Below are 12,891 nucleotides of genomic sequence, written 5' to 3'. Positions count from 1 at the left end.
GACGCGACCTACGACGCTTGGCTGATCCTCGCCCCCCACTTGCCCCTGGTGCCGGTGTCGCGGGCGGTGGGGTCCCGGGTGCGCGAGGCGAGTGACGAGGCACTGCAATCGGCGAACCATCTGGCGGAGATCACGCAACACTCCTCGATGAGGCGGGCGGAGGATCGGCTCCCGGCGCAACGTGCGATCGCCGATCTCTTCACGATCGCGCTTGGCCTGACGGCGCCCGATCCGCTCCCCGCGGGCCCCTACGGCACGCTCTACCTCGCCTTCCGCGAAGACGTGGCCGGTTTGCCTGACGTGCGCGAGTCCCTCTCGCGGCGTGCCGCGCGCCTCGGCTGCAGCAGTCGCACCCTAACGCGGGCATGCCTATCCGTCTCGGGGCGTACCGCCAAGCAGGAGAGCGACGCGATACTGGCCTTGGAGGCGCGTCGTCTCCTCGCCGTCCCGTCCTTGACCGTCACGCAGATCGCGTCGGCCCTGGGCTTCAGCGAAGCGACCAACTTCAGCAAGTTCGTCCGGCGCACCACCGGCGCGCCGCCGGCCACCTGGCGACGGCGAGCCTGATCGCCCTACGCGCGCAGCTGATCACCGATGGGCAGCCTGCGTAGGCGTTTGCCGGTGGCCGCGAAGATCGCATTGGTCAGGGCCGGCGCCGCACTCGGCAACCCCATCTCGCCCGCCCCGGTCGGGGTGTCGTCGTAGTCGAGCACGTGCGCTTCGAAGCGCGCCGGGAACGCCGCGATTTTGGCCAAGGGGTAGTCGTGGAAGTTGCTTTGCTCGATCTGGCCGTCGCGCACGGTGATCTCCAGCCCCAAGGCCGTGCTCAAGCCGTCGACCGTACCCCCCTGCAACTGGGCCTCGACGGCGTTGGGATGGATCGCGTAGCCGACGTCCATCGCCGCCACGATGCGCTCGATCGTGAGGTCGCCGGCGTCTGAGACGCTCACTTCGATCGCGTGCGCCGCGTAGCCGCCGAAGGTGAAATGGGTGGCGATGCCCACGCCCCGCCCAGCGCCTCGTGGCTTGGCGTAGTCGATGCGTTCAGCAACGAATCGGGTCAAGCGAGCCAAGCGGCCGGGATTGAACGTCGGGCCGCCATGGTTCTCGTACGGGAGCTCGCGCAGCTCGCCGAGCAGGCGCAGGCGCAGCGCCAGCGGGTCCTCGCCTGTCTCGTGGGCCACCTCGTCCAGGAAGCTCTGCACCACGAACGCGTTAGCCGTATGCGCCGGCGCGCGCCAGGAGCCCCGCGGCACACCGATCGCGTTGTGGTGATACTCGAGCTGCAGGTTGGGCACGATGTGCCGGGGAAAGTCGTCCGAGTACAGCTCCGCCTGCCACAGGCGTTCGTCAGGCATGTTCGGGCGTCGGTAATACTTCGAGGCGCTGGCCAGGCGATGCGCCCAGGCGATTACCTCACCGTTCTCGTCGACCCCGGCCTTCATCTCGTGCGTACCCGCGGGCCGGTAGAAGTCGTTCTTGATGTCGTCCTCGCGGGTCCATTGCAGCTTGATCGGCCAACCCGTGCGCTTGGAGATCAGAGCAGCTTCGGCCACGTAGTCGTTGGTGAGGCGCCGACCGAAGCCACCCCCCACGCGGGTGAACTCCACATGGATCTGATCGCGCTCCAAGCCCGTAACCCACGCCGCCGAGCGCGAGGCGCCGCTCGGCGTTTGCGTCGGCGCGATGATGTGGCAGCGATCTTCCTGCACGTGGGCGAAGGCGTTCTGCGGCTCCATCGGCGCGTGGCTCGCGAAGGGCACCTGGTAGCGCCGCACCACTTGGGTGCTGGCCTTGGCGAAGGCGTCGTCGAAGTCGCCATCATCCACGCCGATCTGACCGCGCGTCGCCAGCATGCGCTCGTTGTCGGCCCAGAAGCGCTCGGAGCTATCCTCCGCGCTAGGTCCTTTCTCCCACTCCACGCGCAGGGCTGCCCTGCCCTTGATCGCCGCCCAGGTAGTCGTGGCCACGACGGCGACGCCGCTGGCGAGGATCTGGTAGGGCTCGCCCATGGCGGGGCCTTCGATCTCGAAGACATCCAGCACGCCGCGGATCTGGCGGGCGGCCGCGTCATCGATCCGCTTCACCGTGCCGTTGAGCCAAGGGCTGCGCGCGATGACCGCGTAGCGCATGCCGGGGACTTCCGTGTCGATCCCGTAGCGGGCCTTGCCGGTCACGATGTCGCGCACCTGCACGTTGCCGTGGCGCTTGCCGACGATGCGGTACTCGTCGGGCGACTTGAGACTTGCGGGGGCCTCGGCCTCTGGAAGCTTGGCGGCGTCCGCGACCAGGGAAGCGTACGGCAGGGAGGCGTTCGCGCGATCGCACACCACGGTGCCTTCCACGGTGCGGCACTCGTCCACCGTGGCGCCGAGGCGTGCGGCGCCTGCCCGGAGGAGACGTTCGCGGGCCGTCGCGCCGACCTGGCGCATCAGCGCCAGGTTCGAGGTCAGGCCCGTGCTGCCGCCGACGCCCTGGACGCCGTACTTCCAGGTGAAGCCGTCGTTGGTTCGCACCAGGCCCAAGGGCATGGGCGTAACGTCGACCTGCGACCAGGCGACGTCCAGTTCCTCGGCCACGAGCATCGGGAGGGCCGTGCGTACGCCCTGACCGATCTCCGGCTGGGACGAACCAATGCGCACGCGGTTGTCCGTGCCGATCTCCACGAAGAATCCGAGGCGGCGTGCGTTCGCCTCGTCACCCAGGGCGGGGATGCCGAGGACCAGGGCGCCGCTCGCGGTGGCGCCGGCGATGATGAACTGGCGACGCGTGAGCATCGGTGAGCGATCAACGTTCATCGGTAGCCTCCTGCCCAGCGGCGCTGGATGCCTCGTCGCGCGTAGCTGCCATCAGGGCCGCCGCGCGATGGATGCCTTCGCGGATACGCGGATAGGTGCCGCAGCGACAGCGGTTGGTGAAGTGGCGATCGATGTCGGCATCAGTGGGCGTCGGCCACTTCGACAGAAAGTCGGCCGCTGCCATGACCTGACCCGCCTGGCAGTACCCGCACTGCGGCACATCCAGGCTCAGCCAGGCCTCCTGCACGGGGTGCAGGGTGGTCTCGCTCGGCGCCAGGCCCTCGATCGTGGTCACGGCCTTGCCCGCCACCTCGCTCACGGCCACCGTGCAGGCGCGTTGGGCCTGACCGTCGAGGTGCACGGTGCAGGCGCCGCACTGGCCGATACCGCAGCCGAACTTGGTGCCCGTGAGACGCAGGGAATCGCGCAGGACCCAGAGCAGCGGGGTGTCGTCATCCCCGTCGAAGGTGACCGGGACTCGGTTGACGGTGAAGGCGATCATGGGCTGAGCACTCCTCGGCGGCGCTTAGGAACTCACCCTTTTGACTCGTTGCCAGATCGGCTGTTCGTGAGGCCGCGCTCACTTCGCCGCGGTGCTGTCTCGCTTCGCCCCATTTCTAGGCTGATGGACTCAGCCTGCGGTTGGGGTGCGCTTACGCAGCGCCGCCAGGGGAAGCAAGCTCAACGGACAGCACGAGGTCCCGCTGCAGGTCTGAGCCGACGAGAAACGTCTTCTCACCAACCACCTCGAAACCGTGCTTGCGGTAGAAGGCGATTGCCTTCGGGTTGTGCTCCCACACCCCCAGCCAGAGCACCCTCGCCCCCGCGCCGGCGGCACGGGCGAGCACCTCGGCCATCAGCACCTGCGCGAGGCCGCGGCCGTGATGCTCCTGGCGCAGGTAGATACGACTCAGCTCCGCTTGGGCTTCGTTCGCCAGGCGGTCGCTGGCCGAGGTCGTCTTGATCTGCGCGTAACCGACTAGCAGATCTGCTTGCTCCATGAGGAGCGTGATGATCCCGAGGTGGCGAATCTCGCCTAGCTGTTGTGCTTCGTTGAAGGCACCGGCGCAGTAGAGGTCCAGGTCCTCGGGGGTGTTCTGGTCGGCGAAGGCGTCGCGGAAGGTCTGCTCGGCCAAGTGCGCGAGTGCTGGCGCGTCCGCCAAAGTAGCGCTTCGGATGGCGGGTTGCGGGGAGGCCGTCATAGGGCCCCTACTCAAGCACCGGAAGCGAGGGGCTGCAAGTGCTGGCCCCAGACTAGGCGTGTTTCACATGCTTTGGAGTTATCGCCACACGAACCCGGCGCAAAGAGCGAGCACCAAAGAGTTGAGTGAAGAGATAGATTTGGTCGGGGCGGCGAGATTCGAACTCACGACCCCTTGCACCCCATGCAAGTGCGCTACCAGACTGCGCCACGCCCCGACCGGACCCACACGAGCGGCCGCCCGTGCGAGGCCGGCAATGATACCCGCACTCGCGCGCTCAGGTCACGACTTTCCGGCAAGTTTGCCCTCGAGGCGGGCCACCTCCTGCTCCAGCTCGCGATAGCCTCGCGCCACCCGGCGCAGGGCCTGCACCATGCCCTTGCGCTTGCCGTCCGCCTCGCCCTCCTCCGGGGTCAGGCGCTGGATCATCTGCTTGAGCACCTCGCGGCCGCTGGAGACGGACTCGTCGAACGCCGCGCTACGGCCCTCGCCCCCGACACTCGGACCGCCCGGCGCGCCCGGCACGCCCGCGCCACCGGCTCCAGCCCGCCGCGCGGCCAAGCCCTTCTTCTTGCGCATCATCCCGCCGCCACCGCCGGCGCGTGCCCCCACCTTCTTCTTCTTTTTCCGGCGCAACCCCCCCACCTTTTTCAGGGTCGGCGGGGTGCCGTCGCCCATGGCGGCCGCATCTAGGTCATCGTCCAAGGAATCCGGGAGCGCAGTGCCGGGGATGTCGTCCACGGAGAGCTCCTCGAAGTCGGCTTCCAGGATCTCATCGTTGTCTTGCTTCTTACCGGCCACTGCTGGTGACTCCCTTGTTTCGCATGATTCTCAGTGCTTTGCACCGTCTTGTTGAGCGTCGTCGGAAGGACAGCTCTGGTAGCATTCCACCTTATCAGACGCCAACCTCAGGAAATCGGCACCAGTGAGCACCCGCCCCAATTCGCCGCCGAAGCGCGCAACCGTCCGCCTGCTGGCAGCAGCCCTCGTGGTCCTCGCCACTCCTCTCGCCCAGGCCGCCACCGACGCTGAGGTCGCCGCCAAGGTGCGCGACTGCGCCGGCATCCGGAAGGACAAGGTGCGCCTGCGCTGCTTCGACGCGGCCCTGCGCGAGGCGGCACCGACACCGGCGCCCGCCTCGACGGCCACGACCACGCAAGCCACACCGCCTGAGCCCGCACCTTTGCCCGCCGAGGCGCCGCCCAGCGACGACGCGTTCGGCAAGGAGGAAGTGGAGCGGCGGGAATCCAAGGGTAAGAAGAAGCCGCCCGAGGAGACCCCGCAGATCAAAGCCGTGGTCGCCGCCATCGCCAAGCGCCGCGATGGCCTGATGACCATCACCCTGGACAACGACCAAGTGTGGCGACAGAAGTCCGTGACCACCCTGTTCCGCCTACGCGTGGGTGACGAGGTCACGGTGAAAAAGGGGCGCTTCGGCGGCTATACGCTGGTAGCGCCGGGTCGGAAATCGACCGCGGTCACGCGGCTCGAGTGATCCGTGGGCGCGCTCAGCGCCTGAGGTCTCTCAAAATCTCTTCAAGTTCCGAGCGTAACTGCTTGATAATCTGCTGGCTTTGCGTGACATCTTCGCGCGCTGCCTCGCCCGTCAGCTTCTGTCGGGCGCCGCCGATGGTGAAGCCCTCATCGTACAGCAGGCTGCGGATCTGGCGGATGATGATGACATCTTGGCGCTGGTAGTAGCGCCGATTGCCGCGACGTTTCACCGGCTTGAGCTGGGGGAATTCTTGTTCCCAGTAGCGGAGCACGTGGGGTTTTACGGCGCACAGATCGCTGACTTCACCGATCGTGAAGTAGCGTTTGCCAGGGATCGCCGGCAGTTCGTCGTTATTCGCCGGTTCCAGCATAGGCCTCTACTCGCGCTTTGAGCTTTTGGCCTGGCCTGAAGGTCACCACACGGCGAGCGGTGATCGGAATCTCCTCGCCGGTTTTGGGATTGCGGCCGGGTCGCTCGTTCTTATCTCGAAGATCAAAGTTACCAAATCCGGAAAGCTTGATCTGCGATCCCGTCGCTAGCGCGTTGCGGAGTTCCTCGTAGAACAGGTCTACGAGCTCACGCGCCTCTCGCTTGTTGAGCCCGAGTTCGTTATACAGGGATTCGGCCATGTCGGCCTTGGTCAGTGCCATCTCAGTCTCGGAGCTTCGCGCCCAACTTTGCTGCTACGTGCTGGCGAACCTGGTCGATGACCTGATCCGCTTCCTCGCCGGTTAGATTGCGCGACGACTCCTGCAAAATCAAGCCCAAAGCGATACTTTTTAGACCTGAATCTACTTTGTCCCCGCGGTACTCGTCGAAGAGCACCACCTCCTGCAGCAGCGGTCCCGCCGCGTCGCGGATGGTGCGCACGATCTCCTGCGCGGGCGTCGCCTCGTCCACCAGCAACGCAAGATCCCGACGACTGGACGGATATTTCGAGACTGCCTGAAAGCTCGGCAGCCCTCCCTTGGTCAAAGCGGCCATACTCAGCTCGAAGCAGTAGGTGTTCGCTGGCAGGTCCAGGGCGGTGAGTTGACTCGGGTGCATCGCGCCGAGGAAGCCGATCTCCTCATCTCCTCGGCGAACCCACGCGCTCTTGCCCGGGTGCACCAGCCCGTCCGGTCCGCCGGGCACGAACTCGATGCTCGCATCGCTGGTCGAAGCGAGCAGCGCCTCGAGATCGCCCTTCACGTCGAAGAAGTCGAGGGCAGCAGCCCCGTTCGCCCACCCTTCGGGCTTGGCCGTGCCGCAGGCCACGCCCGCGAGCATCTTCTCCTCGCGGAAACCGCCCTGCCCATCGGTGAGGTAGCGCGCGCCGACCTCGAACAGACGAACGCGACTGCGCTGACGAGCGACGTTCTGGCGAAGCGCGACGAGCAGTCCAGGCAACAGACTCGGTCGCATGACGGCGAGATCTGAGCTGATCGGATTCGCGAGGGTGGCCCCTTCGTTAGGCATGCCCACCTTCGCGAGCAGCTCCGGGTCTTGGAAGCTGTAGGTGATCGCCTCCTGGTAGTCGCGATCGACCATGAGTTGCTTCAAGCGCAGGTCCGGCAGGCGCGACTCGCTCACCGGGCGAACGGTGAGCGGTGCGGCCTCGGCCTGGGCCGGGATGTTGTCGTAGCCGTAGAGGCGTGCGACCTCCTCGATGAGGTCGGCCTCGATGTTGATGTCGAAGCGGAAGCTCGGCGGTGTGACCTGCCAGCCCTCATCTCCGGTGCGCTCCATGGCCAACCCGAGGCGTTCGAAGCCTGCCTCCACGGCGTCGTCCGGGACGTGGATGCCGATCAGACGATCGAGCTGCGAGCGACGCAGGGCCACCGCGGGACGCGACGGTAAGGCCGACGGATCCTGGGCCAGCACCACCGGCCCCGGCGTGCCGCCGACGATGTCGATGAGCAGCGCAGTCGCGCGCTCGATGGCCGCCACCTGGCCCTGCGGATCGACGCCACGCTCGTAGCGATGGGACGCGTCCGTGTGCAGGCCGATGCGTCGCGCGCGGCCAGCGATCGCGGTGGGCGCGAACCAGGCGCTTTCGAAGAAGACGTCCACCGTGTCGTCGTCGACGGCGGTCGACTCGCCGCCCATCACGCCTGCCAAAGCGACCGGGCCGCTGGCGTCCGTGATCAGCAGCATGTCGTCCTCGAGCGTGACCTCCTTGCCATCGAGCAAGGTGAGCTGCTCGCCCGCGCGTGCCATGCGCACGTCGATGTCGCCGCTCAGCTTGCCGTGGTCGAAGCCGTGCATGGGCTGGCCACGCTCGAGCATCACGTAGTTGGTCACGTCGACGACGGGGTGGATCGCTCGCAACCCACTGCGGCGCAGGCGCTCCTGCAACCAGAGGGGCGACGTCGCATTGGGTCGGATACCGCGGATCACCCGCCCGGCGTACACCGGACAGGCCTGCGGTGCTGACAGGGTGATCCCCCGCACATCGTCGCCCGGGGATGGCACCTCGGCCACCTCCGCTTGGGGGGCGTCGATGTTGTTGAGCGCACTGACCTCGCGGGCGATGCCGATCAGACCCAGGCAATCGCCACGGTTAGGCGTGAGATCCACCTCGATGATCGTGTCGTCGAGGTCCAGGTACTCGCGCAGGGGCGTCCCCACCGGGGCATCGGCGGGCAGCTCCATGATGCCGTCGTGCTCTTCGCCGAGGCCGAGCTCGCGCGTGGAGCACAGCATGCCGGCGGAGGCCACACCGCGCAGCTTGCTGCGTTTGATCTTGAAATCCCCGGGCAGGCGCGCACCCACCAAGGCGACGGCGACTCGGATGTCAGCGCGTGCATTAGGCGCACCGCAGACGATGGACAGCATTTCGCCCGTGCCCGCATCCACCTCGCATACGCGCAGGCGATCCGCATTCGGGTGCTGCTCGGCCGCTACCACGCGCCCGACCACTACCTTCTCAAAGGCGGGTGCGGCCGGTTCGATCGCGTCCAATTCGAGGCCGGCCATGGTGAGCTGGGCGCCAAGCGCCTCGGGGCTCAGATCATGAGCAACGAACTCGCGCAGCCAGGCATTGCTGAAGCGCACGGTGGTCTCCCGGAAAAATCAGTTGAACTGCTGCAGGAAGCGAACGTCGTTCTCGAAGAACAGACGCAGGTCGTCCACGTGGTAGCGGAGCATCGCGAGGCGCTCGACGCCCATGCCGAAGGCGTAGCCGGTGTAGCGTTCCGGGTCCACGTTGGCATGGCGAAGCACGTTCGGATGGACCATGCCGCAGCCGGCGATCTCCAACCATCCCGTGCCTGAGCACACCCGACAGCCTTCCCCGCCACAGATGACGCAGCCGATGTCGACCTCTGCCGACGGCTCGGTGAACGGGAAGTAGGACGGGCGCAGGCGCAGGGCCAGGGACTGCTCGAAGAACTGCTGCACGAACTCGTGAAGCACGTGCTTCAAGTTGGCGAAGCTGATGTTCTCGTCCACCACCAGGCCTTCGATCTGGTGGAACATGGGCGTGTGCGTGACGTCGGAGTCGCAGCGGTACACGCGCCCCGGGGCGATCAAGCGCACAGGCGGCTCGCTGCTCAGCATCTCGCGGATCTGCACCGGCGAGGTGTGCGTGCGCAGGAGCCACTGCTCTCCCTTCATGTAGAAGGTATCGTGCATGGCCCGCGCCGGGTGATGTTCGGGGATGTTGAGGGCTTCGAAGTTGTGGAAGTCGTCTTCGATCTCGGGCCCCTCGGCCACATCGAAGCCCACCTGTCGGAACAGGGATTCCACGCGCTGCATCGTGCGGGTGACCGGATGCAGGCCGCCGGTAGCGACGCCTCGACCGGGCAAGGTGACGTCGATTCGTTCACTCGCCAGGCGCTCGGCGAGGGCCGCAGCGGCCAGGGTCTCGCGACGGGCGTTGAGCAGCTGCTGCAGCTGCCCCTTAGCCACGTTGATCTCGCGTCCCGCGTCGCGGCGCTGATCGCCTGGCAAGGCGCTGAGGCCCTTCAGGCGCTCCGTGAGTGCCCCCTTCTTGCCGAGGTAACGCACGCGCACCTCATCGAGGGCTGCGGCGTCTGCTGCGGCCTCTACCTCACTGGTGGCACGCGCCAACAGTTCGCCTAAGGGTTCCACCACTCGCTCCTTCGTCACCCGTCCGCAAGCGGCGGGCGACCGGCGCGTCGCTCGCTAACGGATCTGCTGCTTGAGTTCAGGGGTGACCGTCCGCCACCGTGGCGGACGGTCGACTTGCCGGATAGCGGCCTAGCTCGCAGCGGCGGTGGGCTGGGCGGCGAGTGCGTCGGTCGCCTGTTTGGCGATCGCCGCAAAGCCGTCCGGCTGATGGATCGCGAGGTCCGCAAGGGCCTTGCGGTCGATCTCGATACCGGCGAGCTTGAGGCCGTTGATAAATCGGCTGTAGGACAGGCCGTGGGGACGCACGGCAGCGTTGATACGGGCGATCCACAGGGAGCGGAACTCACGCTTGCGCTGACGGCGATCACGATAGGCGTACTGGCCGGCCTTGATGACCGCCTGTTTGGCGACGCGGAAAGTCTTCCGACGCGCGCCGTAGTAGCCCTTGGCCTTACGAAGAATCTTCTTGCGCCGGACGCGGCCGGCGACGGAACGCTTGACTCGTGCCATGGTTCGTCTCCTTTACACGTACGGCAGCAGGCGGCTGAGCATCTTCACATCTTGCTCGGCCACTTGAGTGTGGGGGCGCAGGTGGCGCTTACGCTTCGTGCTCTTCTTCGTCAGGATGTGACGACGATGCGACTGATTGCGCTTGAAGCCGTTCGCAGTCTTGCGAAACCGCTTGTTAGCGCCACTATTGCTCTTCATCTTGGGCATGGCGAAAACTCCTGTTAACACCGCCGCGACGTCATGAGGGCCGGACGGGTGGAGCCAAACGGCGTTGCCAACGCACGCTCGACTCGCTTCTTCTTCAATGTGTGACTCGCCTTAGAAAGCTACTGCTTCTTCTTCGGCGAGATCACCATCACCATTTGACGACCTTCCATCTTCGGGAATTGCTCAACGGTACCTAACTCGATGAGATCTTCCCTCACCCGCTCCAGCACACGTCGTCCGATGTCCTGGTGGGCCATTTCCCTGCCGCGAAAGCGCACGGTGACTTTGGCCTTGTCTCCGTGCTCTAGAAAGCGCCGCAGGTTACGCAGCTTGACAGCGTAGTCGCCGGTGTCTGTGTTCGGCCGGAACTTCACTTCCTTGATCTGCGTATGGGTAGTCTTCTTCTTAGCCTCGCGCTCGCGCTTCTTGCGTTCGAAGTCGAACTTGCCGTAATCCATGATCCGGCAAACGGGAGGATCCGCATTCGGTGACACCTCAACCAGATCCAACCCCGCCTCTTGCGCCATGCGCAATGCGTCTCGTGCTGCCATGACGCCCGCCTGCTCGCCTTCCTGATCGATCACTCGGACTTCCCGAGCTTCGATCTCAGCGTTGCGCCGCGCGCGCTTGTTGCCGCCCTGTGCGATAGAAACTTACTCCGTCAAGCCGGCTCGGGAAGGCGCTCTGCCGCTTCGCGAGCCAGGTGTTGCGTAAAATCGTCGACAGACAAAGACCCGAGATCCTTCCCGGCGCGCGTACGCACCGAAAGGCTTCGGGTTTCGACTTCGCGATCACCAATGACCAGCAGGTAGGGCACCCGCTGCAAGGTATGTTCTCGAATTTTAAAGCCGATCTTCTCGTTTCTCAAGTCTGCCTCAACGCGAAGACCCTGATTTTTAAAGTGTTCGCGGAGCTCCTCGGCGAAGCCATCGTGGCGCTCGGTAATCGTCATCAGCACCGCCTGCACGGGCGCCAGCCAGGTGGGGAATCGGCCCTCGAAGTGCTCGATGAGCACACCGAAGAAACGCTCCAAGGAGCCCAGCAGCGCGCGGTGGATCATGATCGGTCGCTTGCGATCCCCGCCCTCGGCCACGTAGGTCATGTCGAAGCGCTCGGGCAGGTTGAAATCGAGCTGGATCGTCGAGCATTGCCACTTGCGGCCGATGGCGTCTTCGATCTTCAGGTCGATCTTCGGCCCGTAGAAGGCGCCGCCGCCCTCGTCCACCACGTACTCGAGCCCCTTGCGCTCCAGGGCGCCGCGCAGGCCGGCGGTGGCGCGCTCCCAGATCTCCGGCGATCCGACGGCTTTTTCAGGCTTAGTGGAGAGATTGACCTCGAACTTCTCAAAACCGAAGTCCTGCAGCATGGTCAGGTTCAGGTCCAGGATGGCGAGGATTTCGTCCTCGATCTGCTCTTCGCTGCAGAAATGGTGCGCATCATCCTGGGTGAAACCACGCACGCGCATGAGCCCGTGCAGGGCGCCGGACATCTCGTGGCGATACACGGTGCCGAGCTCGCCCCAGCGGATCGGCAGCTCGCGGTACGAGCGCAGGCGATCCTTGTACACCAGGATGTGGAACGGGCAGTTCATCGGCTTGAGCTGGTAGAGCTGGTCGTCGTCCTCCATCGGCTTGTACATGGATTCGCCGTAGAAATCCTTGTGGCCCGAGGTGTACCAGAGGCTCTCGTGGGCGATGTGGGGCGTGTACAACAGCTCGTAGCCGGCCTCGATGTGACGGTCGCGCCAGTAGTCCTCCATCACCCGGCGCATGCGCGCGCCCTTGGGATGCCAGAACACGAGGCCACCGCCCGCATCCTCCTGGATGGAGAACAGGTCGAGGTCCTTGCCGATGCGCCGGTGATCGCGCTTCTCCGCTTCGCGCAGGCGCGTGAGGTAGGCCTTGAGCTGCTTCTTGTCCGGCCAGGCGGTGCCGTAGATGCGCTGCAGCTGCTCGTTGCTGGCATCACCGCGCCAATAGGCGCCCGAGACCTTGGTCAGCTTGAAGGCCTTCAGGTGGCCGGTACTCGGCACGTGCGGCCCGCGACACAGGTCTTTGAAGTCGCCCTGGCCGTAGACGGAGATGACCTCCTCCTCCGGCAGGTCGGCGATGATCTTCGCCTTGTACTCCTCGCCAAGGCCGTGGAAGTACTCCACCGCCGCCCCGCGCTCCATCACCTCGCGCTGCACGGCGAGGTCTTCGCCCGCGATCTCGGCCATCTTCTGCTCGATGGCGTCGAGGTCTTCCGGCGTGAAGGGGCGGTCGTAGGCGAAGTCGTAATAGAAGCCGTCATCGATGACCGGGCCGATGGTGACCTGGGCCTCGGGGTGGAGGCTCTTCACGGCCTGCGCCAGGAGGTGCGCCGTCGAGTGGCGAATGACCTCGAGGCCGTCGTCGTCCTTTGCAGTGACCAGCGCCAGGTCGGCGTCCTCGGTGATGGTCGTGGAGGTGTCCACCAGGCGTCCGTTCAGCTTCGCGGCGACCGCGGCCTTGGCGAGGCCGGGGCCGATGTCAGCAGCCACATCCGCTGCGCTGACCGCATGGTCATAGCTGCGCTGGCTGCCGTCGGGCAAGGTGATGACGGGCACGGGAAAACCTCTCGCGAT

General features: G+C 65.8%; 14 protein-coding genes and 1 tRNA gene. 2 read left to right on the top strand and 13 right to left on the bottom strand.

What is annotated here, in order from left to right:
* Positions 1–567: helix-turn-helix domain-containing protein (locus AAF184_13440; protein MEO0423339.1), on the top strand; the 567-nt coding region annotated here is incomplete at its 5' end.
* Positions 568–572: 5 nt separating this feature from the next.
* On the opposite strand, the gene AAF184_13435 is transcribed toward AAF184_13440, so the two are convergent.
* The 5 genes from AAF184_13435 to AAF184_13415 all read right to left on the bottom strand — a co-directional run bounded on the left by AAF184_13435 (position 573) and on the right by AAF184_13415 (position 4,801).
* The gene (locus AAF184_13435) at positions 573–2,798 is read right to left on the bottom strand and encodes a molybdopterin cofactor-binding domain-containing protein (GenBank protein ID MEO0423338.1); all 2,226 of its coding nucleotides are present in this window, start codon (positions 2,796–2,798) and stop codon (positions 573–575) included.
* Entirely contained in the window at positions 2,788–3,297 is a 510-nt protein-coding gene (locus AAF184_13430; protein ID MEO0423337.1) for a (2Fe-2S)-binding protein, read from the bottom strand. The genes AAF184_13435 and AAF184_13430 overlap by 11 nt, the downstream gene beginning before the upstream one ends.
* Positions 3,298–3,451: 154 nt before the next feature.
* On the bottom strand, positions 3,452–4,000 hold the full coding sequence (locus AAF184_13425) for a GNAT family N-acetyltransferase (protein ID MEO0423336.1): 549 nt from the start codon (positions 3,998–4,000) through the stop codon (positions 3,452–3,454).
* A 140-nt stretch (positions 4,001–4,140) separates the two neighbouring features.
* A tRNA-Pro gene (locus AAF184_13420) sits at positions 4,141–4,217 on the bottom strand.
* A 65-nt stretch (positions 4,218–4,282) separates the two neighbouring features.
* Complete coding sequence (locus AAF184_13415; protein ID MEO0423335.1) at positions 4,283–4,801, bottom strand: hypothetical protein; 519 nt, start codon at positions 4,799–4,801, stop codon at positions 4,283–4,285.
* A gap of 124 nt (positions 4,802–4,925) precedes the next feature.
* Here AAF184_13415 and AAF184_13410 point away from each other — a divergent pair, with 124 nt between their 5' ends.
* A complete protein-coding gene (locus AAF184_13410; GenBank protein ID MEO0423334.1) occupies positions 4,926–5,495 on the top strand; it encodes a hypothetical protein in 570 nt (189 codons plus the stop codon).
* A 13-nt stretch (positions 5,496–5,508) separates the two neighbouring features.
* Here AAF184_13410 and AAF184_13405 read toward each other — a convergent pair whose 3' ends face one another.
* The 8 genes from AAF184_13405 to thrS all read right to left on the bottom strand — a co-directional run bounded on the left by AAF184_13405 (position 5,509) and on the right by thrS (position 12,873).
* Positions 5,509–5,865 carry a MerR family transcriptional regulator gene (locus AAF184_13405; GenBank protein MEO0423333.1) on the bottom strand — a complete coding sequence of 119 codons (357 nt, stop codon included), beginning with the start codon at positions 5,863–5,865 and terminating at the stop codon, positions 5,509–5,511.
* Positions 5,846–6,145, bottom strand: a complete 300-nt coding sequence (ihfA, locus tag AAF184_13400; protein ID MEO0423332.1) for an integration host factor subunit alpha — start codon at positions 6,143–6,145, stop codon at positions 5,846–5,848. Before ihfA ends, AAF184_13405 begins: the two co-directional genes overlap by 20 nt.
* A 1-nt stretch (position 6,146) precedes the next feature.
* Positions 6,147–8,531, bottom strand: coding sequence for a phenylalanine--tRNA ligase subunit beta (gene pheT, locus AAF184_13395; GenBank protein MEO0423331.1), 2,385 nt, complete (start codon positions 8,529–8,531; stop codon positions 6,147–6,149).
* Positions 8,532–8,549: 18 nt separating this feature from the next.
* Positions 8,550–9,569: a phenylalanine--tRNA ligase subunit alpha gene (pheS, locus tag AAF184_13390; GenBank protein ID MEO0423330.1), complete on the bottom strand. Its 1,020-nt coding sequence runs from the start codon at positions 9,567–9,569 to the stop codon at positions 8,550–8,552.
* A 129-nt stretch (positions 9,570–9,698) separates the two neighbouring features.
* Complete coding sequence (gene rplT, locus AAF184_13385) at positions 9,699–10,079, bottom strand: 50S ribosomal protein L20 (protein ID MEO0423329.1); 381 nt, start codon at positions 10,077–10,079, stop codon at positions 9,699–9,701.
* Positions 10,080–10,091: 12 nt separating this feature from the next.
* Positions 10,092–10,286, bottom strand: a complete 195-nt coding sequence (rpmI, locus tag AAF184_13380) for a 50S ribosomal protein L35 (protein MEO0423328.1) — start codon at positions 10,284–10,286, stop codon at positions 10,092–10,094.
* 119 nt (positions 10,287–10,405) lie between these two features.
* A complete protein-coding gene (infC, locus tag AAF184_13375) occupies positions 10,406–10,933 on the bottom strand; it encodes a translation initiation factor IF-3 (protein MEO0423327.1) in 528 nt (175 codons plus the stop codon).
* Between the two features lie 14 nt (positions 10,934–10,947).
* Positions 10,948–12,873, bottom strand: coding sequence for a threonine--tRNA ligase (gene thrS, locus AAF184_13370; GenBank protein MEO0423326.1), 1,926 nt, complete (start codon positions 12,871–12,873; stop codon positions 10,948–10,950).
* Between the last annotated feature and the right edge of the window lie 18 nt (positions 12,874–12,891).

It is taken from the genome of Pseudomonadota bacterium (genome assembly GCA_039815145.1).
GTDB lineage: Bacteria > Pseudomonadota > Gammaproteobacteria > Steroidobacterales > JBCBZW01 > JBCBZW01.
The sequence above is the reverse complement of the archived record's forward strand: the minus strand, read 5'-3'. Positions and strand labels throughout refer to the sequence as shown.

Bases quoted from the DNA above. Each gene is read 5' to 3' on its own strand.
- AAF184_13435 (MEO0423338.1), bottom strand. From the start codon at position 2,798: ATGAACGTTGATCGCTCACCGATGCTCACGCGTCGCCAGTTCATCATC.
- AAF184_13425 (MEO0423336.1), bottom strand. From the start codon at position 4,000: ATGACGGCCTCCCCGCAACCCGCCATCCGAAGCGCTACTTTGGCGGAC.
- AAF184_13405 (MEO0423333.1), bottom strand. From the start codon at position 5,865: ATGCTGGAACCGGCGAATAACGACGAACTGCCGGCGATCCCTGGCAAA.
- ihfA (MEO0423332.1), bottom strand. From the start codon at position 6,145: ATGGCACTGACCAAGGCCGACATGGCCGAATCCCTGTATAACGAACTC.
- rplT (MEO0423329.1), bottom strand. From the start codon at position 10,079: ATGGCACGAGTCAAGCGTTCCGTCGCCGGCCGCGTCCGGCGCAAGAAG.
- rpmI (MEO0423328.1), bottom strand. From the start codon at position 10,286: ATGCCCAAGATGAAGAGCAATAGTGGCGCTAACAAGCGGTTTCGCAAG.